Source organism: Paenibacillus contaminans (genome assembly GCF_003285015.1).
GTDB lineage: Bacteria > Bacillota > Bacilli > Paenibacillales > NBRC-103111 > Paenibacillus_V > Paenibacillus_V contaminans.
Genome location: NZ_QMFB01000010.1, coordinates 160,060 through 184,452, shown reverse-complemented (window position 1 = coordinate 184,452; position 24,393 = coordinate 160,060). Strand labels below are relative to the sequence as shown.

The 24,393-nt window shown below is 53.6% G+C and carries 24 protein-coding genes; 3 read left to right on the top strand and 21 right to left on the bottom strand.

All coding sequences use genetic code 11. The features are described from left to right. Window positions 1–216 precede the first annotated feature (216 nt). The 14 genes from DQG23_RS18415 to DQG23_RS18350 form a co-directional block, all read right to left on the bottom strand. The gene (locus tag DQG23_RS18415; protein WP_113032330.1) at window positions 217–546 is read right to left on the bottom strand and encodes a spore coat protein; all 330 of its coding nucleotides are present in this window, start codon (window positions 544–546) and stop codon (window positions 217–219) included. A 36-nt stretch (window positions 547–582) separates the two neighbouring features. Next, window positions 583–801, bottom strand: coding sequence for a hypothetical protein (locus DQG23_RS18410; protein WP_113032329.1), 219 nt, complete (start codon window positions 799–801; stop codon window positions 583–585). Window positions 802–874: 73 nt separating this feature from the next. Next, the gene (locus tag DQG23_RS18405) at window positions 875–1,660 is read right to left on the bottom strand and encodes a hypothetical protein (RefSeq protein ID WP_238177931.1); all 786 of its coding nucleotides are present in this window, start codon (window positions 1,658–1,660) and stop codon (window positions 875–877) included. 221 nt (window positions 1,661–1,881) lie between these two features. Continuing rightward, the gene (thiE, locus tag DQG23_RS18400) at window positions 1,882–2,532 is read right to left on the bottom strand and encodes a thiamine phosphate synthase (protein WP_113032328.1); all 651 of its coding nucleotides are present in this window, start codon (window positions 2,530–2,532) and stop codon (window positions 1,882–1,884) included. Then, window positions 2,529–2,960 carry a CoA-binding protein gene (locus tag DQG23_RS18395; protein ID WP_113032327.1) on the bottom strand — a complete coding sequence of 144 codons (432 nt, stop codon included), beginning with the start codon at window positions 2,958–2,960 and terminating at the stop codon, window positions 2,529–2,531. The genes thiE and DQG23_RS18395 overlap by 4 nt, the downstream gene beginning before the upstream one ends. A 64-nt stretch (window positions 2,961–3,024) precedes the next feature. Beyond that, window positions 3,025–3,852, bottom strand: coding sequence for a C39 family peptidase (locus DQG23_RS18390; protein WP_113032326.1), 828 nt, complete (start codon window positions 3,850–3,852; stop codon window positions 3,025–3,027). 93 nt (window positions 3,853–3,945) lie between these two features. Continuing rightward, window positions 3,946–5,241, bottom strand: a complete 1,296-nt coding sequence (aroA, locus tag DQG23_RS18385; RefSeq protein ID WP_113032325.1) for a 3-phosphoshikimate 1-carboxyvinyltransferase — start codon at window positions 5,239–5,241, stop codon at window positions 3,946–3,948. Between the two features lie 200 nt (window positions 5,242–5,441). Beyond that, complete coding sequence (locus DQG23_RS18380; RefSeq protein WP_113032324.1) at window positions 5,442–6,200, bottom strand: SDR family NAD(P)-dependent oxidoreductase; 759 nt, start codon at window positions 6,198–6,200, stop codon at window positions 5,442–5,444. Between the two features lie 32 nt (window positions 6,201–6,232). Beyond that, window positions 6,233–7,540 (bottom strand): aspartate aminotransferase family protein, encoded by a 1,308-nt coding sequence (locus DQG23_RS18375; protein ID WP_113032323.1) that lies wholly within the window; start codon window positions 7,538–7,540, stop codon window positions 6,233–6,235. 57 nt (window positions 7,541–7,597) lie between these two features. After that, window positions 7,598–9,076, bottom strand: a complete 1,479-nt coding sequence (locus tag DQG23_RS18370; RefSeq protein WP_113032322.1) for a M81 family metallopeptidase — start codon at window positions 9,074–9,076, stop codon at window positions 7,598–7,600. A gap of 25 nt (window positions 9,077–9,101) precedes the next feature. After that, complete coding sequence (locus DQG23_RS18365) at window positions 9,102–10,406, bottom strand: M20 family metallopeptidase (protein WP_113032321.1); 1,305 nt, start codon at window positions 10,404–10,406, stop codon at window positions 9,102–9,104. Window positions 10,407–10,446: 40 nt separating this feature from the next. Continuing rightward, window positions 10,447–10,842, bottom strand: a complete 396-nt coding sequence (locus DQG23_RS18360) for a RidA family protein (protein WP_113032320.1) — start codon at window positions 10,840–10,842, stop codon at window positions 10,447–10,449. A 102-nt stretch (window positions 10,843–10,944) separates the two neighbouring features. Continuing rightward, entirely contained in the window at window positions 10,945–12,045 is a 1,101-nt protein-coding gene (locus DQG23_RS18355; RefSeq protein WP_158560583.1) for an alanine racemase, read from the bottom strand. A 282-nt stretch (window positions 12,046–12,327) separates the two neighbouring features. Next, window positions 12,328–13,119 carry an IclR family transcriptional regulator gene (locus DQG23_RS18350; RefSeq protein ID WP_113032318.1) on the bottom strand — a complete coding sequence of 264 codons (792 nt, stop codon included), beginning with the start codon at window positions 13,117–13,119 and terminating at the stop codon, window positions 12,328–12,330. 174 nt (window positions 13,120–13,293) lie between these two features. Between DQG23_RS18350 and DQG23_RS18345 the strand changes: the two genes are divergently transcribed. Next, entirely contained in the window at window positions 13,294–13,590 is a 297-nt protein-coding gene (locus DQG23_RS18345) for a rhodanese-like domain-containing protein (RefSeq protein ID WP_113032317.1), read from the top strand. Window positions 13,591–13,796: 206 nt separating this feature from the next. Here the strand turns inward: DQG23_RS18345 and DQG23_RS18340 are convergent, their stop codons facing one another. Both DQG23_RS18340 and DQG23_RS18335 read right to left on the bottom strand, forming a co-directional pair. Then, a complete protein-coding gene (locus tag DQG23_RS18340) occupies window positions 13,797–14,312 on the bottom strand; it encodes a shikimate kinase (protein ID WP_113032316.1) in 516 nt (171 codons plus the stop codon). 223 nt (window positions 14,313–14,535) lie between these two features. Continuing rightward, on the bottom strand, window positions 14,536–16,395 hold the full coding sequence (locus DQG23_RS18335; RefSeq protein ID WP_113032315.1) for an LTA synthase family protein: 1,860 nt from the start codon (window positions 16,393–16,395) through the stop codon (window positions 14,536–14,538). A 412-nt stretch (window positions 16,396–16,807) separates the two neighbouring features. Here DQG23_RS18335 and DQG23_RS18330 point away from each other — a divergent pair, with 412 nt between their 5' ends. Both DQG23_RS18330 and DQG23_RS18325 read left to right on the top strand, forming a co-directional pair. Further along, the gene (locus tag DQG23_RS18330) at window positions 16,808–17,485 is read left to right on the top strand and encodes a TerC family protein (protein ID WP_113032314.1); all 678 of its coding nucleotides are present in this window, start codon (window positions 16,808–16,810) and stop codon (window positions 17,483–17,485) included. Window positions 17,486–17,653: 168 nt separating this feature from the next. Further along, window positions 17,654–17,962, top strand: coding sequence for a hypothetical protein (locus tag DQG23_RS18325; protein ID WP_113032448.1), 309 nt, complete (start codon window positions 17,654–17,656; stop codon window positions 17,960–17,962). A 42-nt stretch (window positions 17,963–18,004) separates the two neighbouring features. Here the strand turns inward: DQG23_RS18325 and gndA are convergent, their stop codons facing one another. The 5 genes from gndA to DQG23_RS18300 form a co-directional block, all read right to left on the bottom strand. After that, entirely contained in the window at window positions 18,005–19,414 is a 1,410-nt protein-coding gene (gene gndA, locus DQG23_RS18320) for an NADP-dependent phosphogluconate dehydrogenase (RefSeq protein ID WP_113032313.1), read from the bottom strand. 30 nt (window positions 19,415–19,444) lie between these two features. Beyond that, window positions 19,445–20,212 carry an SDR family oxidoreductase gene (locus DQG23_RS18315; protein ID WP_113032312.1) on the bottom strand — a complete coding sequence of 256 codons (768 nt, stop codon included), beginning with the start codon at window positions 20,210–20,212 and terminating at the stop codon, window positions 19,445–19,447. 153 nt (window positions 20,213–20,365) lie between these two features. Continuing rightward, on the bottom strand, window positions 20,366–21,928 hold the full coding sequence (gene gntK, locus DQG23_RS18310; protein ID WP_113032311.1) for a gluconokinase: 1,563 nt from the start codon (window positions 21,926–21,928) through the stop codon (window positions 20,366–20,368). After that, window positions 21,925–23,193: a nickel pincer cofactor-dependent isomerase, group 22 gene (locus tag DQG23_RS18305; RefSeq protein WP_113032310.1), complete on the bottom strand. Its 1,269-nt coding sequence runs from the start codon at window positions 23,191–23,193 to the stop codon at window positions 21,925–21,927. The genes gntK and DQG23_RS18305 overlap by 4 nt, the downstream gene beginning before the upstream one ends. A 62-nt stretch (window positions 23,194–23,255) precedes the next feature. Then, window positions 23,256–24,260 (bottom strand): LacI family DNA-binding transcriptional regulator, encoded by a 1,005-nt coding sequence (locus tag DQG23_RS18300; protein WP_113032309.1) that lies wholly within the window; start codon window positions 24,258–24,260, stop codon window positions 23,256–23,258. Between the last annotated feature and the right edge of the window lie 133 nt (window positions 24,261–24,393).

Below are 24,393 nucleotides of genomic sequence, written 5' to 3'. Positions count from 1 at the left end.
CCCTATACAAAATAAACGCCGTCGCGTTTACCGCTTAAACTATAAGTTATTGATATGTGAAACCATACGAATCCTAAAAAAAACGTTCGTTCTGTAAACGTACTAAAGATGATGGTAAAGCCAAAGCCGCATTTTGTCAAAGCTCGTCTCATAACAAAGCCCTGAATGCAATCATTCAGGGCAGTCCGACAACACGTTGCAATGTCCGCAGCTTTCTTAATGAAAGCTAGGAAATTGCGTTTTATAATTATTGAACTGCGTATGAGCCTGCGTAATTTCCTGCGCATCCGCAGCCTTCATTTTGTACCAGCCATTCTGGAACATCAGATTGAACAACTGCGTCTGGGATTGATGCACATCGTTCAAAATCTGCTGGATCGTCTGATGCAGCTGCGGATTTTGCATTTCGTTCAGTCCGGTATTATAGCCGGAGGTTAAATATTTTTCTTGCGTCAAAATATCGTTAATGTAGTCCCGGTCGTTCATTTCGGGTCCTTTGACTTGAGGTTCGTTCGGCGACTTCGGCATTGCCAATTCCACTGCCATGTCAAATTCCTCCTTCACATTGTGTTCGTTCAACGCTTATCGCAGATGGCTCAGAATCGCGTCGTAATGCTGCTGATGCTTACGCCCTGTCTCCTGGATCAACTGCTTGATTTGCGCATCCTGGCAGTTGTTTGCCGCTTCATTGCATTTTTTCATCGCGAGCAGCTCCCAGGACAAGTAGTCCTTCACGTAATGCAGCTCCTTATCGGTAAGCAAGCTGCGGTCGCTAGTCGTTGTCGTATTTTGATTTTGCAAGGGAACTCATCTCCTGTTTATGGATTTCAATAGCCGGAAAAGCGGACCATAGGCCCGCTTCCCGTATTGCAAGTTATCTTGCGAAGCCGCTGTTGTTCATCATGCCGTACGACGAAGGCGTGCTGGAGTCGGAACGAAGATAGTTGTCATGTCCCTGTTGATCGCCGCGGTAGTTGGCCGTATGGAAAGACTGTTGGTTTTGGGCTTGTTGACCATATTGCGCAAAGCCGCTTGTCATCGGTTGATATTGGCTGGTTACACTTGTAAAGCTCGGCTGGTATTGCGCGTTTCCGCCCGCATAGCCCGATTGATATTGGCTGCTTCCGCTCATGAAGCTCGGCTGGTATTGGCTGCCTGCACCGCCATATTGGCTTTGAGCGGGTGTTTGCGAGTCGGAGTGCAAATAGCTGTCGTGGCCTTGCTCGTTTCCGCGATAGTTAGCCAAATGGAACGACTGGGCGGATTGCGGCGCATAGGATGTTTGATTCGTATAGGAGGACGATCCGAACGAACCGTAAGAAGCTGCCGACGGGATATACGAGCTTTGGCTCGGCATTTGCGAATCCGAACGCTTGTAGCTGTCGTGACCAGGCTGGTTCCCCATGTAGGAAGCCGTATGGAAAGACTGCTGTGATTGCGGCTGGTAAGCGGAATACGAGCTGCTCGGCTGATATTGCGTTGTCGAGTACCCGAAGCCCTGGCCGGCTTGACCTTGGCTTTGGCCTTGGTTTTGACCGTAAACCGATGTCACAAAGCCTGTAGGCTGGAATTTTTGCATGCCTTGGTATTGGCTTGTTTGCGCGCCGCCTCTAAATTGCGATTGCTGATAGCTATTATTCATAAAGGATTGGTTTTGCACGTGTCGTCCTCCTAAAAATGTCGGTTAGTCCTCAAGAATGCTCCTCCCGAGGCCTTCTATATTTTCAGCAGTGCGCCGTTTTTTTATAATTGGATACTGTTGGATACTTTGTCAAGTTAATAACACTGTGCCTCAAATAATCGGCATTTCCCTTCCATGCAAAAAAACCGCCCGAGGTATCGGAACGTATCGTTCCGGTTAACCTCGAGCGGTTTATCTAGCTATTTAAGCTTGCCGATCGCCTTAAGCAGCTCGCGTGCGGCTTCTTTCGGCTGCGGATGGCGTGTAATCGCCGAGACCACGGCGACGCCGTCAGCTCCTGCGGTAACGACTTGAGCGGCGTTTGCCGCATCGATACCGCCGATCCCCACGATCGGCAGCTTAAGCTGCTCGGCGGTTTTCGCAATGAGTGAGGTGCCGATAGGAGCGCCGGCATCGGATTTCGTACCCGTGGCATAAACCGCTCCGATTCCCACATAGTCGGCCCCATCTCTTTGCGCAATTACCGCTTCTTCCCATAAGCCTGTAGAAACGCCGATAATTTTATCGGGTCCAAGCAAGTTGCGCGCCAGGCCGTAAGGCAAATCGTCCTGGCCTACATGAACGCCGTCGGCGTCAAGCAGCAGCGCAACGTCCACTCTGTCGTTTACGATAAACGGCACGCCATTGGCGCGGCAAAGCTCGCGAATCTTCGCCCCTTGCTCTATCACTTGTTTGAGCGGCGCATGCTTCTCGCGAAGCTGCAGCATCGTCACGCCGCCCTCCAGCGCTTCCCGGGCAATCTCGACAGCTTGTCGTCCTGCAAAGTCACCAAGCCCCATGACCAGGTACAGCGCCAAGCTTTCGCGCACCGTTTGGCGGACAGCCGTCATTGAATATCCCGTCTCGGCTGCAGAATCGAGTCTTCTACCTTGATGCACCGGTCCATAATCATTTCAAGCCCGCCGGCTTTGGCGATTTCGGCGGCTTCTTCATTGATGACGCCCAGCTGCAGCCATAAAACTTTAGCATTGATTTTCACCGCTTCTTCCGCAATCGGCACGCAAAGCTCGCTGCGTCGGAACACGTTAACGATATCGATCGGCTCGGGAATGTCGCTAAGAGACTTGTAGCAGGTTTCACCCAAAATGCGCTCGGCATTCGGATTTACGGGAATGATGCGGTAACCTCGCTTCTGCATCACTTCCGCAACCATGTACGAAGTCCTCTCCGGATTGTCGGACAAACCGACAACCGCTACATTTTTGGCTTGCTCCAGCAGCGTTTTGATATGCTCCCTGGATGGGTTTTCAAATGTCATGGCGAAAACTTCCCTTCATTGTATATTTTACAGGACGCTAAAGTTTATGTCCCGAGAAACACCGTTATTTATAAGAAATCGCCTGCTTGCCCATCGCTTCCCACGTTTGGATAAAACGGTCCTTCTCGATCGGAAGATTCGCTTTGCCCGTGTACGGATCATTTACGTATACGTACTGTTCGTCATATCCGACAAGCAGCACAGAATGCTCCATAAACGTTGTCCGGATCGGTCCGATCGGCGTATCCCACACGACCCAGCGGTCCGTCAAGTTGAAATCGAGCGTCGTCCAAACGACTACAGGGAATCCGTCCTGGATTTGACGTTCCAGCTCTTCAAACTCGGAGCCCGTCAAATCGAATCCGGTCGGAATGTACGTCTGCATCAGCTCTAAAAGAGCGGTATGATAAATGCCAAAGCCGCGGCCCGTCCGGCCTGTCGGATCGCCGACATAACCGGTGTTCGGATTGCCCCACGAAACGACCTCGCCCTTCGCGCCAAGCTTAAGCGGAGTCGGATCGTATTTCATTTCTTTCGTAAGCTCCATCTTATCCTTATCGATCCCTTTAAAATTGAACAACATCGTCAGGCTTGTAATTTCACAGCCGGAGGGCAGCTCGGGTCTTTGCCGGATGATGGGCGCTTCGATCATCGCCGAGGGCTTTAACGGTTCCGGAGTCGGCTCAGGAGCTGGCTCCGGTACGGCAGCGGGATCGGACGGCGGCTTCGGCGGTTCGGCGAATACGGCAGCCGTATACGGATTTCGAAGCAGCGCCCAGTCCTTTCCCGTTATTTTGGCGTATAGCAGCAGACTCAATACGCCGCTTGTAAAGGCAAGCGCGATGACAAGCAGCAAGCTGAACGTTTGGGTAATCATTTTCCAAAGAACCATGCTTATCACTCACAGTCTGGTTTCTTCTGCCGGTTGCTATGTCGGACAAGTGAATCAAGCACAGCCAAGCGACCGATCTTACGGGACTGACGGCTAGTCTGCAATCAGTTCGACATGAGCGCCTAACGCTTTCAAATGCTCGAAATAATGCGGATACGATTTGGCTACGTGATGCGCGTCGCGGATCGTCAGCCCTTGCTTCGAGCGAAGTCCGACGACGGTTAACGCCATGATGACGCGATGATCGATATGCGCGTCGATTTCGACGCCGCCCTCTACCCCTTGCGGACGTCCGTGTACGATGATTTCGCTTTGTCTTTCCTCCACATCGGCACCGGCTTTGCGAAGCTCCGTAACGAAGTCGGTAATGCGGTCGCATTCTTTATATCGTAAATTTTCCACATTGTAGAACCGGGTCGTTCCTTCCGCAAACACGGCGGCGGCAACCATAGCAAGCACCGCATCCGTAAAATGATCCCCGTCGAACTCCCCGCCAATGAGCCGGCTGTTGCCCTTAACATGGACGATATCGTTATCGTGCGTGAGCGGTACGCCCATCGCGCGAAGAACGTCGACTACGGCGCGTTCTCCTTGCCGGCTGTTTTCCGCGAGCCTCAACACTTTTACGTCCGAGTCGGTAACGGCTGCGGCGGCCAAAATGGCGGCAGAGCCCGGATAATCGCCTTGTACGACGTATTCCTTGGCTTGGTAGCGCTGCTTGCCCGGGATGCGGTAAAACATCAAATCTTCGCTTGCTTCGATCCGGATGCCTGCCATCTCAAGCACTTCAAGCGTCTGTCCGACGATAACCTTCGATTTCAAATCATGAAGAACTTCAATCTCGCTGTCTTCGTCAAGCAGCGGGGTCATGAACAGCAGCGAGCTTAAAAATTGAGAGCTGACATTGCCGGATACCGTAATTTTGCCCCCGCGAGGATTGCCCCCGCGTATCGTAATCGGCAGCTTGCCGCCGTTATGCTCCACCTGAACGCCCATTTGCTCGAGCGATGAGATCAAATCGTCATGCGGACGCTTGCCTAACGATTGCGGATACGCATTGACGAAAGTAAGCTCCGGACAAAATGCCGCCGTCGACATTAAAAAGCGAAGTACGGCGCCGGCATTGCCTACATTCAATTCGCTAATAGGCTTCGGATTACGGCCAAAGCCGGTAATCGTCATTTTGACGTCGTCCTCTTCGACGATCGCCCCGAGATCTTTGATGCAGCGGCGCATCGCATCGCTGTCTTCGCTGTGCGCAGGATAGTGAATCGTGCTTGTCCCTTCCGCGAGCGCTGCAATCAGCATGTAGCGGGTCGTATAATTTTTGGAAGACAGCGCTTGAATGGAACCGCTCAAGCTTGCCGTCGGTTTTACTATGGCTTTCATAACCGTTATCTCTCCCCTTATGTAATCGGTATGCGCGTAGGAGAAATCCTGATTACCTGCCGCACAAGATTGTTTTCCACCAGTTTACCATAGTGGGACTGGCTTTGGAATACAAGGATAAGCGCCGGAGGGTTAACTAACCGGGACTTTACACAAAAAAATCGGCCCTCTGCATAACAAAGGGGCCGATTGCAATCTTGCTATGATAATTTCGTCACTTGCCCGCCGTCGACGACAAGACAGTGGCCCGATACGTATCGCGAATCGTCCGATGCCAGGAATAAGGCGGCATCGGCAATTTCCTCCGGCTGTCCGACCCGTTTCATCGGAACGGTTTTTAAATATTCGGCGATAGCCGGTCCGTTATCGATCAGCGGTTTGGTCAAGCGCGTCTCAATCAATCCGGGACAGAGCGCATTCGTCCGGACGCCGAGATGGGAAAGCTCGACGGACATCGACATGGTAAGCAGGTTGACCGCCCCTTTGGTGGCGTTATAATGCGCTTGATCCGCTTCCGCATTAATACCGTTTACGCTGGACATGTTGATAATCGATCCGCCCGTGCCTTGCTTAAGCATTTCCTTCGCTGCGCGCTGTGCGGCGAGGAACGTCCCTTTGGCATTGATCGCCATATGGCGGTCCCATTCCTCTTCCGACATGTCAAGGAATGAAACCGGCGTGCAAATACCTGCATTGTTTACGAGAATATGAAGCTCTCCCCACTCGGCGAGCACGGTCTCGAACATCGCGTCTACATCCTTTTTGTACTGGACGTCTGCCTCAATCGCAAGCGCAATACCGCCTTGCTCACGAATAAGCGCAACCGTTTCGTCAAGCGCCGCTCTGCCGCGGCCGCTGACCGCAACCTTGGCTCCTTCTTGGGCGAAGCGTAACGCGATAGCTCTGCCGATCCCCAGCGTACCGCCAGTAATAAGAGCCACTTTGCCATTCAATCTCATGCGGAATCCCCCTTTGAATTCGAAGCCGCACCTTATAATCTTGCGAAAATGCGGTCGATCGCCTGCAACGTCAGGTTAACTTCTTCTGCGCCGTGCACGATCGAAACGTACCAAAGCCCGTTCGGACGGACAAGCACGCCTTCTTCAAGCATCAATTCGGCGAAACGGGTATATTTTCCTGCATCCCGCTGCTGGAATTGATCGAAATGGACAACTTCCTTCTGGTCGGTGAACATCATATGGAATACCGGACCGACTTGGTTGACGACGCCTCCGATGCCGTGCTTCTCGAACAAGCCTCGAATCCCTGCGGCAAGATCGGTCGCTATGCGCTCCAAGTGCGTATAAGCGGCTCCGTTATCTTTGGCCAGCTCGCCGATCGTCGCAAGAGCGGCTGCCGTCGATACGCCGTTGCCGTTCAGCGTTCCGAGATGATTCACTTGGCCGCTGTCGACCAAATTCATAATTTCGGCTTTGCCTGCAACGGCGCTGATTGCGATACCCCCGCCCATCGCTTTGCCGATCGTAACGAGATCCGGCTTGATGCCGAAACGGCCGTGCGCGCCGCCGATGCTAAGACGGAAGCCCGTAATGACCTCGTCGAGAATAAGCACAATGCCGAGCTCTTGGGTCAGCGCCCTCATTTGCTCCAAAAATCCTTCGCGCGGCGCGATACAGCCCGAGTTGCACATAACAGGCTCGGAAATAACCGCAGCGATTTCATGCGCGCGGCTGCGCAGCGTAGCTTCCAGCACCTCGGGCTCGTTCCACGGAAGAAGAATAACGTCTTCCAACGCGTTCTCGCTTTGTCCGGCCGTACCCGGCGGCACTTTATCCGCACCTGCGTCGGCAGCCTGCGATTTCATGTCCGGAGCCGGGAACGAAGTGAAGATCGAATCCGACCAGCCGTGGTAATGGCCGTGGAAACGAACGACCTTCGTTTTGCCGGTATATGCGCGCGAAAGACGAAGGGCAAGCATGACCGCTTCCGTGCCGGAGCCGCTCAAGCATACTTTATCGGCGCAAGGCAGAACCTCGGTCAGCAGCTTGGAAAGCTCGATTTCGCCGCTGTGCTGAAGGCCGTACGTGTAGCCTTTGTTCATCGCTTCCAGAATCGCCGACGTAAGCACTGGATTCGCGTGTCCTAAAATGAGCGGGCCGTACGCAAGCATGTAGTCGATATATTCGTTGCCGTCGACATCGCGAAGTCTGGCTCCCGAAGCGGATTCGGCAAACAGCGGTGTCGGCTTCATCGATGCGCGAAGGGAGCTCGCAACGCCGCCGGCCAGAACCGCTTTCGATTCCGCAAGCATCGAAACGGATTTATCATAGTTTTTCATATGGGTCCTCCTAATGAGCGATTATTGATGATGATGGATCGTTAAGCAAGCTTGCCGTTAACGCACCGCATCGCTCGGATCGAGCGGATACAGCGGACGTTTTACATTTTCGTATGTGAAATTATGAAGAGAGAAGCTGCAGCACCCAGGCGAGTCTACATGCAGCTCCGCCTTGGCGATATCACCGAAGGCCGTCTTCCAGGCGACCGCCGATTTGACGACGATAATATGATAATCTTCAGGCGTGATCCCGATCGACTTCACATGGCCCGCATCCCAAGGCGCGACTCGTTTCTCCGTTAAAACAACCGTAACATTCCCGGTCTCGATAACGGCGGTCAGGCCCATCTCCGCCCATTGGCCGGTCATGTAGCGGCCGATATGGCGGTAATTCCCGTCGGCAAGAAGACGAATCTTCCCTTCTATCGGCACAGGCGACCCGCTGAGCGCGCTCGAACGGCCGCCTACGGACTCCGCAAAGCGCGAACCGACGCCCAAGCTATGAGCGAGCTTAGCCGCTTTTTCGTCGCGGATGACGATCAGGCTTTTGCAAGACGCCGCAAGCAGGGCAGGCAAAGTATGCGTAGCGTCCGCCGGTGCGCCGCCTCCGACATTATCCGAGCCTTCGATCAATATAACCGGTCCTTCGGTAACCTGCTGCGCTTCTTGAACGGCTTCTTCCGGAGAAAGGCCCGTAACGAAAAAGCGGTCGCGGTTTTCCCATGTAAAGTCGCTCAAGGCGTCGGCGATCCGCTGCGCGCCTTCAGCATCGCCGTCAGTCAGGACGACGAATGCGAAGCCTGCGTCAGGCACGTCGCTGTACGGGAAGCCGCCGGCTACCGTTATGTTCAGCACGTTCGCTTCCTTCTCGTAGGCGAACGCCAAATCCATCAGTTCCTTCATGGCGCCTTCATCCGTAACCATGCCTTGCGGCGGGACCATCAGCCTTGGCTGAGACAGCGCCATGACGGGAACGATCTCCCCGCGTATTTGCCGCGCCAAATAACCGACGGCCTCGACGGCCCTTTCGTACGCGTCAACATGCGGGTAAGTATCGTAGCCGACGATAATATCGGCCTTCTCCACCATCAGCGGGCTAACGTTGGCATGAAGATCGAGCGTCATGGCAACCGGAAGCTGAGAGCCGACCCTCTCGCGAATACGCGAAAGAATCGCGCCTTCCATGTCCATATACGTTTCGGAAACCATCGCCCCGTGCAGAATGACAAGCAGTCCGTCCAGCCGGGGATCGATGGAGTCGAGCATGCTTTCGATTAACGTTTCCGTCGCCTTCGCCGATACCATTCCGCTCGGTACTGCGGCCGTATACAGTCCCGGCACGAGTTCGAGACCGTTCTCCTCCGCACCGTCGATAGCGCCGCCCATCGAAGTCCGCGCTCCGAGATAACGATGATAGTAGGCTTCCTTGCCTTGAACCCATTCGAACTGAAAATGCTCGACCTCGGTCGTTCCGGGTGCATAGCTGTTCGTCTCATGCAAAATGCCTACGACGCCAATACGTTTCTTTTCGGACATCTTTTCGTCCCCTCTTTCGACTCGTTTAAGCCTCTTTGCGTTCTCCGCACCATGAGGCGATGATTTCGGCGTACCAGCCGATCAGCTTTACATAGCTGTCCAAATCGAGGTGTTCGTCAGCCGCGTGCGCATTCCCTCCGGCTGGACCGAGAACGAGGGCAGGCGTGGGACTGTAAAGATTAAACATGAATCCGTCGCAAGCGAAAGGCGCGCCGACAGGAGCCGAGCTTGACCCCGTCATAAGTTCTCCCGCTTCCTGAACCGTGCGCAGGAACACTGCGCCGTCTCCGCTTTCGTCCATCTTGCTTCCGCTCAAAAAACGGATCAGCGGCGTTATTTTCGGCGGACACTTTTGCAGATCCGGATATTTATAAACGTTGGCTTCATAAAACTTCACAAAGGATTCCAGCACTTCCTCGCCCGTTAAGCCGGGGAAGCTGTCGATCCAAAATTGCACTTCGCCCGTCGCCGGAAGCTTCTCCATAATTTCGCGGTGCGTATCGCCGGAGAGAATCTTCATGACGCTGACTTCAGGCGTTCTGCTTTCCTCCCAAGGCGCCGGAGCCTTAATCGTGTAACGGCGGTAAGCGTCAAACTCCTTAAGCAGGTTGGCGAAGGAAATCGACGCATCTAGCGCGCTGATCAGCACTTCTCCCGCAAAGGATATCCCGCTTCTTCCTTCGAACGTCGCCTTCCAGATGCCGCCGCCCAAGTGCGCGGTATAAAGCGCAAGATTGGTCGGCTCCGGAATGATGGCCATATCGGCGGCCGGTCCTCTCAGACGTCCCGCCAACGTTCCGTTTGCGCCTCCGTGTTCTTCGTCGATGACGCTCTCCACGTAAATATCGCCTGCAATCGGGAGTCTCAGCTCGCGAATGCATTTGACCGCCATCATCGAAGCGGCCAAGCCGCCCTTCATGTCGTAAGCGCCGCGTCCATACAGCTTGCCGTCGGTAATAACGCCTTCGAAGGGCGGATGTGTCCACGTTTCGGTTCCTTCGAAAACCGTATCGGCATGGCTTGAGAAAATGAGCGATTTTCCGCCGCCGCTGCCTCGAAACGCGCCAAGCACGTTCGGTCTGCCTTCGTAATTCCGTCCGTCCATGTACGCCGGGTGCTCGGTAAGCGACGGCACCTCGGAAAGCTCGTACTGATCGACTTCCGCGCCGGCCTCTTTGAGCCATCCGGCGATGAAATGCTGATGCTCCGCTTCGCTTCCGTTAGGAGGCAAATTAACGCTGTATATACGCACCATCTGCTGCGCCAATTGAATGGCCTCATCGCGATGGCGCTCGACCCATTCTTTGATCAAAACCGAACGCTGCTCCATTTTCCGTTCCCTCCGACACCCTTGTTGGAATCGCGATTGCTTATGCGCCTTCTCCGCGCTTCGTCGGTGCGTATGCGATGACGTCTATTTCGATCAAATAAGTGCCGATTCCGCTCACGACCGAAGTACGGGTCGGGTAAGGAGTCGAAAACGCATTTGTATAAGCTTCGTTATATTTAGGGAAAAGATCGTTCGAGCTTAAATGAGCGTTCACTTTGATAACGTGGTCAAGCGTCAAGCCTGCGGCTTCCAGGATCGTTTCGATATTCTTAATGCATTGCAGCGTTTGCTCTTCGACCGTATCGCCGACAACTTCGCGGGTAACCGGATCTACGCCGACTTGGCCGGATACGTAAACGAAATCGCCTGCGCGGAGCGCGTGCGAGAACGGAAGCGGGAATTGCGGTGCTTGCGGTGCTTTGATTTGAATAGACATGGTATATTCCTCCATGAGTTCGTTTTTTGGTTGGTTTAAGCTTCAGCTTCAGCAAAAAAACGATTATTTCATGTTTATAAGCCGATGCTTAAGTGAAAGACGTTATTTGATTTTCCCGCGGGCATCGACGCTGATTTCGCGTTCCACTTTGCCGTTGCGAACGCCGATAAGCGTTTGATGCAAATTCGTCGTACCGCAGCAGTGATTGACGAGAAACTCGAGCCGGTCGCCTATGGCGAACGTAACGCCCTCCGGAACCCGGACGATTCCATGCTCCTCGCTAAGCCTTTCGATGTAGACGCTGTCATTGCCGCGAAGCGTTCCATATCCCGGACGCAAAGCGTTAGCGTCGCTTGAGAATGTTTTGGTGCCGCCGTCGACAATAACCGTTCCTTCGCGCGGCATGCTGACGACCGTCACCAGCACGTGCATGGCGCATTCCGCTTCCGTGATACTTTTGGTCACGAGCTGGGATGCATCGCCGAATACGTATGCGCCCGGACGCGTTTCCGTGGTTTCGCTTTGTTCGCCGATAAACTTCGAGGTAGGAGTCGAGCCGACGCTGACCTCTTCGATCTCAATTCCTTCCTGAAGCAGCAGGTGCTTCGTCCGGACAAGGCTTTCCGCTTCATGCTTCGCTACGGCGCGAACTTCGTCAGTCGTCGATTTGCCGTAAACATGACCGGGGTGCGTCATCAAACCGACGACCTTCACGCCGGGCAGCGCGTTGATTTCCTTAACGAGCTCTACGGTTGCTTCTCCGGGCTCGCGGCCGCAGCGGTTCAACCCGGTATTCACGTCGACATAAAGCCGAATTTGCGTCCCCATCGACTCGGCCAGCTCGGACAAGCCTTTGGCTACCGCAACGTCATCGACGCTCAGCGTAACGCGAGCCTTCGACATCAAGGCGCGCAGCCGTTCCAGTTTGTGGCGGCCTACGATCGGATATGCCAGCAAAATGTCGGTAATGCCGGCATCCGCCATCACTTCCGCTTCGCCAAGCTTTGCCGCCGTAATGCCGCATGCGCCGTATTTCATCTGCTCGCCGGCGATCCATGTGCTTTTGTGCGTTTTAATATGAGGCCTCAGCTTGACGCCGGCCGCTTTGGCCAATTCCGCCGTTTTGCGCAGATTGGCGTCAAGCACATCGAGGTCGACCAGAACGGCCGGCGTATCCAACTCGCTGTACAATTGTGCGCTCATGTCCGCATTCCTCCTGTTTCTGTAAAAAAACTCATTGGTTTCATTGAATAAAACCATAGTTTTATTTTTATGATACGCTTGCGCCGAGTTTTTGTAAAGACCGAAATTACGCGAAACGTCTGCCTTTCGATTGATGCGCGCCAAGCTCAGCTCCCGGCAAGATTTGCGAAGTTGAATCCACAGCGCGAGGAATTCCTTAAGGAGCCGCAAACTGCGTCATACAGCAAAAAAAGCAACCGAACGACACGTAAACGTATCTTCGCTTGCTTTATTTGCCGCGCTTCAATCGGCGCGCTTTACATAACCGAGCTTTCTCGATGCGTTCGCCGCCGCCTGCTTCACTTCGCTTGATATGCCGGCAATCTTCTCGTCCGGAAAGCGATGAAGAGCGCCCGAAATGCTTAGCGCGCCCGCAACATGACCGAACATATCGAAGATAGGGGCCGCGATGCACCGCGCTCCCTCCACGATTTCCTGATCGTCCAGCGCATAGCCCTTCGCCCTCACTTCTTCGATTCGCTTCATCAGCTTCTCTTTGTTCCCCGCGGTATGCTCCGTAAAGGAAGGGTACGAAATCGTCTCAAGCAGACGCTCGCACTTATCGGGCTTCATAAACGCAAGCAGCGTCTTCCCGATCGCCGTTGCGTTAAGAGGCGCCTTTGAGCCCACCCTGTCGGTCATCCTCAGCGCATGCGTACCCTCGATGATTTCCACATATAACGCGCTCTCGTCTGACAAAACGCCCAGATTGACCGTATCCCCGAACATTTCGACAAGCTTGTTCATTTCCGGAATGGCCGCTGCGCGCAAAGAGTTTTTCTCGAGCAGATTTTTGGTGATGACAAGCTGTTTGAAGCCGAGACAATATTTTCCGTCCTGATCGCTGCGTGCGATAAACCCTCTATTTTCCAACGTTAAAATGATCCGGTACAAAGACGACTTCGGCTGACCCAGCCTTTCGGCCAATTCGATCAGGCTCGCGGACTCTAGCTCCGCCAGCTGCTCGATCACGTCCAGCGCTTTGTCAACGGATTGAATGGCATATCGGTCTTGCTTGGCCGATTCCTCCGCCATGTCGTTCACCTGCCTGCAGCTTTTATTTTAGGTTTCACTAAGTAAAACTTTAGTTTCATTATTCTCAATCATACCTTCGACCACCCGGTTTGTAAAGACGCCCCGGCTTTCGTTTGACATTCGCTCACGACAAAATTACGATAAGTAGGAAACCATTTCACACGGAGGTATTCCATGCAACCGATCGGCACCATTACGCCGGCCGAATTGAAGGCCAGGCTGCAAAAAGGCGAGACGCCTACCATGATCGACGTACGTGAGGACGAAGAAGTAGCGGCAGGAATGATTCCCGGTGCCAAGCATATTCCGCTAGGCCAGCTGCCGCTTCGCCATAGCGAAATTCCGCAAACTGAGGAAATCATCATGATCTGCCGCAGCGGAAACCGCAGCGGCAAAGCATGCGACTTTCTTCAGCAGCAGGGATACGGCGGCTTGAAAAACATGGTAGGCGGCATGCTGGACTGGGAGTAACCGGAAACCGGCATCCAGCCAAGCAAGATTTACGAATACGCAGCCTTAAAGCTTTTGATTGTAACGCTTCGGAAGCAGGACGGCGCATGTACCGAAAATTCGAACGCCGAGACAGTAAAAAACCGGCAGAAAGCCTAATTACGGCTTCTGCCGGTTTTTGCTTGTATGATGGAATTGTGCTTCCGTGTAGCGAAATGAAGCCCTATTTATCGCTGGAACGTTTTCATTTGCTGAACGATCAACCCGGCGATCTCCTGCGCCGTCAGCAAATCCGTATCGATCTCCACGTCGGCGAAATCGTACGCCCCTTTGCGTTTCTCGAGCAAGATCGGGACGAATTCAGCCGGATTCCCTTGAAGCAGCGGCCGGTTCGTATCGCCGCTTACCCTAGCAACGATCGTTTCCGCGGACGCTTTAAGCGCAACGACCAAGCCGTTCCGGCTCATGGACTCGCGGTTGCGTTCCGCAAGCACCGCTCCGCCGCCCGTTGCGACGATTTGTTCCGAACGCGCCATAATCGTTTCAAGCACCTCGCTTTCGATCGCCCGAAACGCCGCTTCACCTCGCGTGCTGAAAATATCGGGAATACTCAAACCTTCCCGTTCCACGATCGCTTGATCGACATCGATCAGCTTCCACTTAAGCGCCTCTTCCAAGGTGAGACCGACCGTCGATTTCCCCGTCCCCATAAAACCTACCAAAACAATATTTTGCCAAGACATGCTATCACCTGCTCTACTAGTTTCAAAGCTCTTGAACACCAGCCTCTATCATAGCACAGCCGACGGATTCGCAACATTGGACCTCGCCAAAAAATCGGTAATAACAAGTGCTTTGTGACTAACTCCCCGTTCCCCGGCAAGTCCGAAAAAAGAAAAACCGCAGTACCGCTTGGAGCATAAACGCTCGGCGGCTGCGGCAATAAGGTCTTCATGCAAGCAGTTGTTACTCTTTGGCCGGAAGCTGAAGAATGTAGCTGTCCGACATATGAAGCAGCTTCAGCGCCCTTTCGTACTCCTCTTCCGTCGCCTCCGCTCCGTCTCCGATATTTCCGGCGACCGGATAATTGGTTCCGTCCTCGAAGCCTCTCCCCGGCAGGAAGAGCGCTTTGTCGCTCATAAACGACCCCGTCGGCAAATAATACCGCTGAGGCAAAAGATTATACGTCTGATTCAGTAAATCTTGACCGAAGTGCAGCTGGTTATTCATCGATACGCCCAGCAAATTCGCAACCGTCGGCAAAATATCAACCTGGCCGCCGATCTGATCGAACGTTTGCGGTTGGGTTAAACCAGGCGATACCATGATCAACGGAATATTGATCATATCCGAGTATCCGTATTCCCGTCCGTAAATTTCTTCCATCAAGTCCTTATCGTCGCGGTCCAGCGAATAGATCGGAAGACCGAGATGGTCGCCGTACAGCACGATCAGGCTGTTATCCCAAATTCCTTTTTGCTTGAGGCTGTCGATAAACTGGCCTAACGCGTAATCCGCGTAATTTTGCGCCCGAATATAGTCCCCGACAAACGTGCCTTCGTAACGCTTAGGAAGCGTCATATGGTACTTTTTATCAGGTATCGTGAACGGATGATGGGCGGTCATGGAAATAATTTGCGTATAAAACGGCTGACCGGACTTGCTCATTTTCTCGATTTCATCCGCCGTTTTGGCATACAGCATTTCATCGGATGGTCCGAAAAATACGGTGTCCTCCTGGCCGAAAAACGACTGATCGTAATAATGATCGAAGCCTAACGCCTTGTAAAGCTCTCCCCGGTTCCAAAATTCCACGACGTTCGTATGGAAAGTGGCCGAGTTATATCCGTTCTGCTTCAGAAGCTTCGGCATGCTGACAAGCGATCTGTCCGCGTACGTTTGCGTTGCGGCGCCGATCGGCGGAATATAAAAGGACGTGTTCACGACGAACTCGGCGTCCGACGTATTACCTTGCCCGACCTGCTGATAAAAATTCGGGAAATAAAAGTTTTCCTTGGCAAGCCGGTTCATATTCGGCGTAATTTCTTGTCCGTCGATCTTCAGCCCGATCAAGAAATTTTGGAACGACTCAAGCTGAATGACGATAATATTTTTCCCTTCGGCAGCTTTCCAATACGAAGGATCCGTCTGTTTCCGGATTCCCTTCAGCTCGTCGACCGACTCTTGGGTGATTTCTTTCGAATCTACCAATTCCTGTTTCTTGCTAGAAAAAATCGTGTACGCCTCATAATTCAAAATGCCCATTTCCCCGGCCTTTACGATCTCGTTCATGCTCGCCCGGTTAGGCAGAACATTCATGAGACAAAGGACGAGGGAAACGACGAACATCGCGCTGACCAAGCCTTTTTTTTGCGTTCTTGTCGCGACGGTGCTTTTCCAGGTTGTCGCTTTCTTCTTGCGCAGCAGCACATAGCCGAAAACGAGAATATCGATAAAAATGAACAAAAAGTAAGGATCCATCAGCGAAAATACGCTGTTGCTTACCGCCGTTACCTGATTGACCTGCTGTAATGCATGGTAGGTTACGATGACGCCGTAATATTTATAGTACATGATGACTGCGAAAAACACGGCTGTCAGCAGCAAATTAACGGATAAATAATAGCCAAGCTTCCGTTTGGACGCAAACCATTCGATGAGGCTGAATAGCAGCCAAGCGAACGGAATTTCCGTCAACAGCGGCATGAACGACACTTTGCTGTCGAATACCACGAGCCATGCCAAATAGCTTTTAAGCAGCAAAATGAGCGAGAACAAAACGAAAGGCTTTTTGCCGAACGTTCGAAGCTTTTCTATCAAATTCATAGTGATCGCCTTCCTTCCTTACAAAAACATATTCAATATATATATTGTAAATATTGTCAGTGCCGCTTACAATACTTTAACATTCTTCATTATGCAGCGGCAAATGCAAGATGTCAAAGGTAACTGCTGCTTTGGCTGAAGGTCCAATTTTTCGTAAAATCCTTGACGAATCTGACGAGCATCGCTTATAATCACCTTAGTTGAATAACCTCCAAAGGGGAGTAGCTGTACAGTAATGTCGTCAGTTCGGGATCGCATTCGCGTCCCCGGCATTATTGGCAACGTAAACGTTGTTAGCAAGACCTTTGCCAAGAGCGGTGAAGGTTTGCTATTTTTCGGAAGACCTTCACCGATTTCGGTGAGGGTCTTTTTGTTCATACTAACATCACATTATTATGGAGGAGTGGTTCGAATGGAATGGTTTTCAGCGGAATTTTGGGTCGCGCTGCTAAGTATCATCATGATCGACCTGGTGCTGGCCGGCGACAACGCGATCGTAATCGGCATGGCCGCACGGAATGTGCCGAAGGAACAGCAAAAGAAAGTTATTATATGGGGGACCGTCGGCGCTATCGTTATAAGGGTAGTCGCAACGTTAGCAGTCGCTTGGCTGCTCAAGATCCCCGGCCTTTTGCTCGTCGGCGGTTTCCTTCTGCTTTGGATCGCTTACAAGCTGCTGGTCGACAAGAAGGACCACGAGCTTGAAGCCAAACCGAGCTTCGGCGCCGCAATCCGTACGATTATTATCGCCGATGCGGCAATGGGTATGGACAACGTGCTGGCAGTCGCCGGCGCAGCGAAGGACAGCTTCGCGCTCGTCATTATCGGTCTTCTTATCAGCATGCCGATCGTCGTTTGGGGAAGCACGCTGTTCGTCAAGCTAGTCACCCGCTTCACATGGATCATCTATGCCGGGTCCGGCGTACTTGCCTTCACAGCTTCTAAAATGATTTTGGACGAACCGTTCCTGAAGCCTTTCGTCGAATCGCTCTCGTTCGGCAAATGGATCGTCGTCGCCGTAGTCGTCATTGCTATACTTGTCATCGGCAAACGCAAAAACAGCGTCGCCAATCAGCCGGCTACTTCCTAATCGAAGCCGGCTCACAAATAATCAACACGAAATTAACAAAAAACGCGAATATTTGGAACAGTTTTCAGTAAGGATGATAGTAGCATGTTTATAAAGCTCTTCGGACTTTATCAAACAGGCCGCACGACGAGGCAATCATATCTTGTAACCGCAAAGGAGAGAACCGTTATGCAGCCATCTGCCGCATCGACGAATCCGCTGCACAACAAGCTCGCGAAGATCATCCAACCCGGCCACCCGCTCTGCAAGGAGGATGTCATCTGGGTGCTGGACTATATCAAGAAGCAGGTAGCCGAGGAAGACCCGCAGCTTATGCATTTGCCTCAAGCCAGACTGCTGAAAAACTTTCACGCGTTTACCGAAGTAGCCATGCTGCTCATCCACCGCCGCCCGTCCGGCGATCATGAAATCGACCGGCTGAAGCGGTGGCTGGCTGAAGCGGCTCACGGACTCGACAAAGAAGGCAAGCATCCTTGAACAAGGTGCTTGCCTTCTTTCGTTATCCGTATGCAAAAGGGATTATCCCATCCAGTTATGGTGGAACGTGCCTTCTTTATCCGTACGCTGGAACGTATGCGCACCGAAATAGTCGCGCTGCGCCTGAAGCAGATTAGCAGGCAGGCGCTCCGTCCGGTAGCTGTCGTAGTATGCAAGCGCGGAGGAGAAGCATGGCACCGGAATGCCGTTGCTGACGGCTACGGATACCACTTTGCGCCAGGCGTCCTGATACTTGTCGACGACACCTTGGAAATACTCGTCAAGCAGCAGGTTTTTGAGCCCCGGATCGCGATCGTAAGCATCCTTGATGTTCTGCAGGAAGCGGGCGCGGATAATGCAGCCGCCGCGGAAAATCATCGCAATGCTGCCGTATTTCAAATCCCAGTTATACTCCTCGGAAGCGGCGCGCATTTGCGCAAAGCCCTGTGCGTAGGAGCAAATTTTGCTTGCATACAGCGCTTGTCGCACCGCTTCGATAAATTCCGCGCGATCGCCGTCGAATGGCTTGGCAGCAGGTCCGCTCAGCACTTTGCTGGCCGCAATGCGCTCTTCTTTGATCGCGGAAATAAATCTTGCGAACACCGATTCCGTAATAATCGACAGCGGTACGCCTAGATCGAGCGCGCTTTGGCTCGTCCATTTGCCCGTTCCCTTCTGTCCTGCGGCATCCAGAATGACGTCGACCATCGGTTTGCCCGTTTCCGGATCGTACTTCGAGAAGATGTCCGTCGTAATCTCGATCAGGTAGCTGTCGAGCTCGCCTTTGTTCCAATCGGCGAAAATCTCGTGAAGCTCCGAAGTCGATACGCCGAGAACGTCTTTCAGAAGCTGGTACGCTTCGCAAATCAGCTGCATGTCGCCGTATTCGATGCCGTTATGCACCATTTTGACATAGTGTCCTGCGCCGCCGGGTCCTATATACGTACAGCAAGGATCGCCGCCGACCTTTGCGGAAATCGCGGTTAAAATCGGCTCAACCAGCTTATACGCGCTTTCTTGCCCGCCTGGCATGATGGCCGGTCCTTTAAGCGCTCCTTCCTCGCCGCCGGATACGCCTGTGCCGATAAACCGGAAGCCCTTAGCTTCAAGCTCCTTGCTGCGGCGCTGCGTGTCGGGGAAGAAGGCGTTGCCGCCGTCGATCAAGATATCGCCTTCGCTTAAGTAAGGGACAAGCGAATCGATTGTAGCGTCCGTAGCGTCGCCCGCTTTGACCATAATCAAAATTTTGCGCGGAACCTCCAGCGAATTGACGAACTCTTCAACGCTAAACGTGCCGATCAAATTTTTGCCCGGGTTTTCCTGAAGAATCTCGTTCGTTTTCTCGCTCGAACGGTTGAATACGGAAACCGCGAACCCTCTGCTTTCAATGTTGAGGGCAAGATTTTTGCCCATGACGGCGAGGCCGACGACCCCGATTTGTCCTTTTGCCATTGGTGGAACAGTCCTTTCCTTGCTGAAATGTTAAATCGTCATCGAACCGAAGCCGCCGTCTACGCGGATCAGCGCGCCGGTTACAAAGCTGGACGCCTTGTCCGAGGCAAGGAACACGGCTGCCCCTTGAAGCTCGTCCGCTTCCCCGAAACGGTTCATCGGCGTGTGGCGCATGATCGACTCGATGCGTTCAGGAGACAATATTTTGCGGTTTTGCTCGGCCGGGAAAAAGCCTGGAATAATCGCGTTGACGCGAACGCGCGCAGGCGCAAATTCGCGTGCGAGGAACATCGTAACGTTGTTTACAGCAGCTTTGGAAGCGGAATATGTAAACACGCGCGAAAGCGGCGGATCCGACGATACGGACGAAATGTTGATGATGCTTCCGCCTTCCCCTTTGTCCACCATATGTTTCCCGAAAATCTGACAAGCAAGCACGACGCCCTTCAAATTTACTTCCATGATCGAATCCCATTCTTCCATGGTAAGCTCGAAAAACGGCGTCGGGCTGTTTTTGCCCGGACAATTCATGAGCACGTCCACGCGGCCGGTCCATGCCAGCACTTCGTCGAGCACTCTCCGCAGATCGTCCTCACTGGTTGCGTCGGCAGCAAAACTTTTCGCTTTGCCCCCCGCTTCTTCGATTCGTTTGCACACTTCTTCGCACTTTTCCTGATTGCGACCGACGATCGCCACATCGGCGCCATGGCCCCCGAGCGCAACGGCCATCGTTCCGCCCAATGTGCTGTTGCCCCCGATAATTACCGCCGTTTTGCCTGTCAGATCAAACAAATTCATGTCGTTAACCTCCAAGTATATAAGGTATGAATAAGACGGCTTCCGCTACCCGCGTTCCTTAAAGCACGTAATCTGCGTACAGAGGTTCCTGCAATATGGGCCGAAACATCCCGGCATAACGCGTAAAATAGGGAGTTTGAATCCTTCTCCACATTACTTTTCTTTGTGAAGCTTGCTCTGAAATGCGGCGATCGCGTCGAACTCGTGCTTTAACTGATGATACACGCGCGAATAAATAGGTGTCAATTCCCGATATGTCGCATAGTTCGCCCGATCCGTTATATGACGGTGCGACGAGCGCACCCATTCGTGAATACCGGAGAAATCTTTGGCCTCTCCCATCGCAACCAGACCGATCTGGGCCGCGCCTAGTCCCGAGCTTTCGATCGAGTCGGGAACCGTTACGTCCGTTCCGAGCACGTCCGCCATCATCTGCCGCCAGAACGGCGACCGTGCGAAGCCCCCCGAAGCGCGGATCTCCTTCGTCGGACCGCCTAGCTCCTCCAGCGCCGTACCGACGGAATGAATCCGGTAGATGACGCCTTCCAGAACGGCGCGGATCATATGCTTCTTCTGGTGATAAAGCGACAATCCGAAAAAAACGCCGCGCGCATTCGCGTTCCAATGCGGCGCCCGTTCCCCTGCCAGCAGCGGCAAAAACAACAGGCCGTCTGAGCCCGCAGCCACTTCTGCGGCAAGCTCGGTCAAGTAATCGTACGGATCCATGCCGCGCCTGCGCCCCTCTTCCGCTTCCAGGGTTGCAAGCTCGTCGCGCACCCAGCGGAACATAATTCCGCCATTGTTGATCGGCCCGCCGACCACCCACAAGTCGTCATGAAGCGAATAACAGAACAACCGGCCCTTCGGATCGGTAAGCGGCTTGCGGACGATGCCGCGCACTGCCCCGCTCGTCCCGATCGTTACCGCATACACGCCTTCTTCGAAAGCGCCGACTCCGAGATTGGCGAGCACGCCGTCGGAGGCTCCGGCAATGAACGGCGTCCCTGCTTCGAGTCCCATCTCAGCCGCATAACCGGCATCCATGCCCTCAAGCCGGTAAGTCGCCGGCACCGGCTCGGACAGCCGGTCCGCCGTAATCCCCGCGGTCGCTAGGGAGTATTCGTCCCATGCCAAATCGGCCAGATTGAACAGTCCTGTCGCGCTCGCCAGCGAATAATCGATCACATACCGTCCGAACAGCTTCGCAAAAACAAATTCCTTGATTCCGATAAACTTATAAGCCTTCTCGAAAATATCCGGCGTTTGCTCCCGCATCCACATCAGCTTGCTGAGCGGCGACATCGGGTGGATCGGTGTGCCGGTAGCCAAGTATATCCGCTGACCCTCAGGCGTGCCGCGCAGCTTGTCCGCATAACCGACGCTGCGGTTATCCGCCCAAGTGATGCACGCCGTCAGCGGCTCGTTGCTGCGGTCTACGGCAATCAGGCTGTGCATCGCGGAGCTGAACGAGACGCACAACACCTCGCGTGCGGCAATACCCGATTTGGCGATCACATCGCGGATGCCCCGAACGACCGCTTGAAACAGCTCGAGCGGGTTTTGCTCCGCAAAATCCGGTCTCGGTGTATGCAGCGGGTATTCGATCGAGTTCGAGGCGATAACGGCGCCTCCGCGGTCGATGACGAGCGTTTTCGTGCTTGTCGTGCCGATATCGGCGGCTATGATATATGGTTTAGTCGCGGCGCTGCTGCTCAAAACAAGTTCCCCTCGCTGTCGAAAATCAAATCATACGGCTCCGTCAATATTTCAATATCCGGATGCTGCCGAGCTTCTTCAAGCAAATTAACCGAAATTTCGATCTCGCCGAGATGCAGCGTATCTTGGATGCGCACCATCTTGCAGGTCGTATAATCCAAAATATTGCACGTTTTCACCGCGGCTTTGATCGCATACTGCTGATTTTCCAGCGTCGTGGCGATTTTGGTCGGCGCGCACACCGTAGACGTCAAGCCGTTAGCGTATGTCGCGTCGAGATTCGTTTGATCCACCAGCCGCTGCGTCGTAAAATCGGCCGTTCCGACGCCGTTGGCATTGCCTTTCGTTTCCGGCGTCAGGTCGAGCACGACCATCTTGGACACATCGGGACCGCCATGCGCATACGGCGTAGGGTAACGTCCGGTTACGTTCGGATCCATCCCGTCCCCGCTAATGTTTTTGCCGATGTAGTCGATGACGAGCACATCGATCTGGTCGAACAAAATTTTCGGCAGGCGGGATTTCGCCTCCTCCAGCAGCGCCGGCTCGCGTTCCTCGATCTCGCCCGCGGGCAGCACCTCGACGCGGCATGTTTCATCGTACGCGTTCTCGACGAGAGCGACGCCGAATTTGATCGGAAGCTTATCGATCATCAGCTTCGCCATGGCCGGCACATTTTCCGCCATATACTTGAAGCCGAGCTGATGGCACGCTTCCGCGCCTTTCTGCTTGCCGAGACCGATGGCAATCATCTTCATGATGCCGCTCTCGATCGTGCCGCGGAAGGCCGTATGCGGCTTCACGCGATTGATGACGACGATCGCGTCGGCTTCAGAAGCGATCCGGTCGACGTAAACAGGAAGGCCGTTCGGAAGCTGATCGATCTGAACGACATCCATCGAGGAACGGATCGGGCACCCCATCGTCTCTTCGCTGACTCCAAGATGATGAAGCACCTCCGTCTGCCCTTCCGCCGTCGCGCCGCCGTGGCTGCCCATGCACGGAACGATGAACGGATGCGCGCCCGCCTCCTTGACGGCATCGATCAGCGCTTTCGTCAGCGCGGCGATATTCGCTACGCCGCGGCTGCCGACGGCGACCGCAACCTGCTGGCCCGGCTTAAGCGAATCGACGGCGCCCGGCTTGCGAAGCTCCGCCTCCAGCACGGCGACCGGATCCTCGATAACGGTCGCGTCGAATTTTTGGCGGATCCGGATCATTTGCGGTATCGGAATATCATCAAGCAGCTTGCGAAGAATACTCATGGTTTATCCCCTTCCTGTTCCTCTGTTCGAATGTTGGCAGCGCTGTCCGCTATGCGGAGGCGTTACCTCGGCCGGTCTACCGATTCGCGGAGAACGAGCTCCGTATGCAAATAAATCGTTTCCGGGTTTAGTGTTTCCTTTTTTTCGATCATCTCAAGCAGCGTTTCCGCCCCTTTGCGGCTGATTTGCTCGATCGGCCGCTTGACCGTAGTCAGCGCGGGCGAAACGAAGCCCGAAAACATGTTATCGTCGAAGCCGACGATCGAGATGTCCTGCGGAACGCGTAACCCCCGCTCCGCGATCGCTTTCATCGCGCCGACCGCCATGTCGTCGTTGAAGCAAAATACGGCCGTAGGCAGCTCCCGGTTGCCGAGCAGCTTGCGCATCGCGGCGTAACCGCTCTCCACGTCGTAGCTTCCCTGCTCCCTCAGCTGCGGCAGCAGCTCCACGCCGTGCTTCCCGAGCGCCCGCAGGCAGCCTTCCATCCGCTGCTGCGTGGATTTGAACCCTTCTCTGCCCTCGATCGTCGCGATCCGCTTGTGGCCTTGTGCGACCAAATACTCGACCAGCCTGTACGCGCCTTGCTGGTCGTCCGACAAAATATTCATGACGGCGGCGTTCCCGGTATGCCTGTTCAACACGACGTGCGGAATGCGCTTGTCGAGCAAATAAGCGATGAACGCATCGTCCCGTTCGCTTTGGCTCATGACGATAATGCCGTCGAATCTTTTATTCGTGATCCTGTCGTACCGCTCGTAATCGTCGATCCCGCGGACGATCAAGTTGTATTTATCCTTGATCGTATTGTTGACGCCGCGAACCGTTTCGTAGAAAAAGTTCGGCGATGTCCCCTTGTCCAAGGTCGAGAAGAAGAGACCCAAATTGTAGGAACGGTCGAGCACCAGGCTTTTGGCGCTGAAGTTCGGCGTGTAATTCATTTGATCGGCAATCTCTTTAATGCGCTCTTTCGTCTCCGGGTTGATTAACGGACTGTCGTTGAGCGCCCTGGAAACGGTCGTATGCGATACGCCGGCTTTTTTGGCGATATCTTTGATCGTTACGTTCATAAAAGGCCACCTCTGGCCTTTATCATACCTTATTTCGCACACGTTAACAATATGGATGATAGCTTCTTTTTCCCCATAGAACGAGTCGCGTTTCCGGGAAACGGAGCGAACGGCGAATGTACGCCGGGGACGC

What these genes read in the sequence shown, in the direction of transcription:
- DQG23_RS18415 (WP_113032330.1), bottom strand. Translation starts at nt 546, where the DNA reads ATGGCAGTGGAATTGGCAATGCCGAAGTCGCCGAACGAACCTCAAGTC.
- thiE (WP_113032328.1), bottom strand. Translation starts at nt 2,532, where the DNA reads ATGACGGCTGTCCGCCAAACGGTGCGCGAAAGCTTGGCGCTGTACCTG.
- DQG23_RS18395 (WP_113032327.1), bottom strand. Translation starts at nt 2,960, where the DNA reads ATGACATTTGAAAACCCATCCAGGGAGCATATCAAAACGCTGCTGGAG.
- DQG23_RS18390 (WP_113032326.1), bottom strand. Translation starts at nt 3,852, where the DNA reads ATGGTTCTTTGGAAAATGATTACCCAAACGTTCAGCTTGCTGCTTGTC.
- aroA (WP_113032325.1), bottom strand. Translation starts at nt 5,241, where the DNA reads ATGAAAGCCATAGTAAAACCGACGGCAAGCTTGAGCGGTTCCATTCAA.
- DQG23_RS18380 (WP_113032324.1), bottom strand. Translation starts at nt 6,200, where the DNA reads ATGAGATTGAATGGCAAAGTGGCTCTTATTACTGGCGGTACGCTGGGG.
- DQG23_RS18375 (WP_113032323.1), bottom strand. Translation starts at nt 7,540, where the DNA reads ATGAAAAACTATGATAAATCCGTTTCGATGCTTGCGGAATCGAAAGCG.
- DQG23_RS18370 (WP_113032322.1), bottom strand. Translation starts at nt 9,076, where the DNA reads ATGTCCGAAAAGAAACGTATTGGCGTCGTAGGCATTTTGCATGAGACG.
- DQG23_RS18365 (WP_113032321.1), bottom strand. Translation starts at nt 10,406, where the DNA reads ATGGAGCAGCGTTCGGTTTTGATCAAAGAATGGGTCGAGCGCCATCGC.
- DQG23_RS18360 (WP_113032320.1), bottom strand. Translation starts at nt 10,842, where the DNA reads ATGTCTATTCAAATCAAAGCACCGCAAGCACCGCAATTCCCGCTTCCG.
- DQG23_RS18355 (WP_158560583.1), bottom strand. Translation starts at nt 12,045, where the DNA reads ATGAGCGCACAATTGTACAGCGAGTTGGATACGCCGGCCGTTCTGGTC.
- DQG23_RS18350 (WP_113032318.1), bottom strand. Translation starts at nt 13,119, where the DNA reads ATGGCGGAGGAATCGGCCAAGCAAGACCGATATGCCATTCAATCCGTT.
- DQG23_RS18345 (WP_113032317.1), top strand. Translation starts at nt 13,294, where the DNA reads ATGCAACCGATCGGCACCATTACGCCGGCCGAATTGAAGGCCAGGCTG.
- DQG23_RS18340 (WP_113032316.1), bottom strand. Translation starts at nt 14,312, where the DNA reads ATGTCTTGGCAAAATATTGTTTTGGTAGGTTTTATGGGGACGGGGAAA.
- DQG23_RS18335 (WP_113032315.1), bottom strand. Translation starts at nt 16,395, where the DNA reads ATGAATTTGATAGAAAAGCTTCGAACGTTCGGCAAAAAGCCTTTCGTT.
- DQG23_RS18330 (WP_113032314.1), top strand. Translation starts at nt 16,808, where the DNA reads ATGGAATGGTTTTCAGCGGAATTTTGGGTCGCGCTGCTAAGTATCATC.
- DQG23_RS18325 (WP_113032448.1), top strand. Translation starts at nt 17,654, where the DNA reads ATGCAGCCATCTGCCGCATCGACGAATCCGCTGCACAACAAGCTCGCG.
- gndA (WP_113032313.1), bottom strand. Translation starts at nt 19,414, where the DNA reads ATGGCAAAAGGACAAATCGGGGTCGTCGGCCTCGCCGTCATGGGCAAA.
- DQG23_RS18315 (WP_113032312.1), bottom strand. Translation starts at nt 20,212, where the DNA reads ATGAATTTGTTTGATCTGACAGGCAAAACGGCGGTAATTATCGGGGGC.
- DQG23_RS18305 (WP_113032310.1), bottom strand. Translation starts at nt 23,193, where the DNA reads ATGAGTATTCTTCGCAAGCTGCTTGATGATATTCCGATACCGCAAATG.
- DQG23_RS18300 (WP_113032309.1), bottom strand. Translation starts at nt 24,260, where the DNA reads ATGAACGTAACGATCAAAGATATCGCCAAAAAAGCCGGCGTATCGCAT.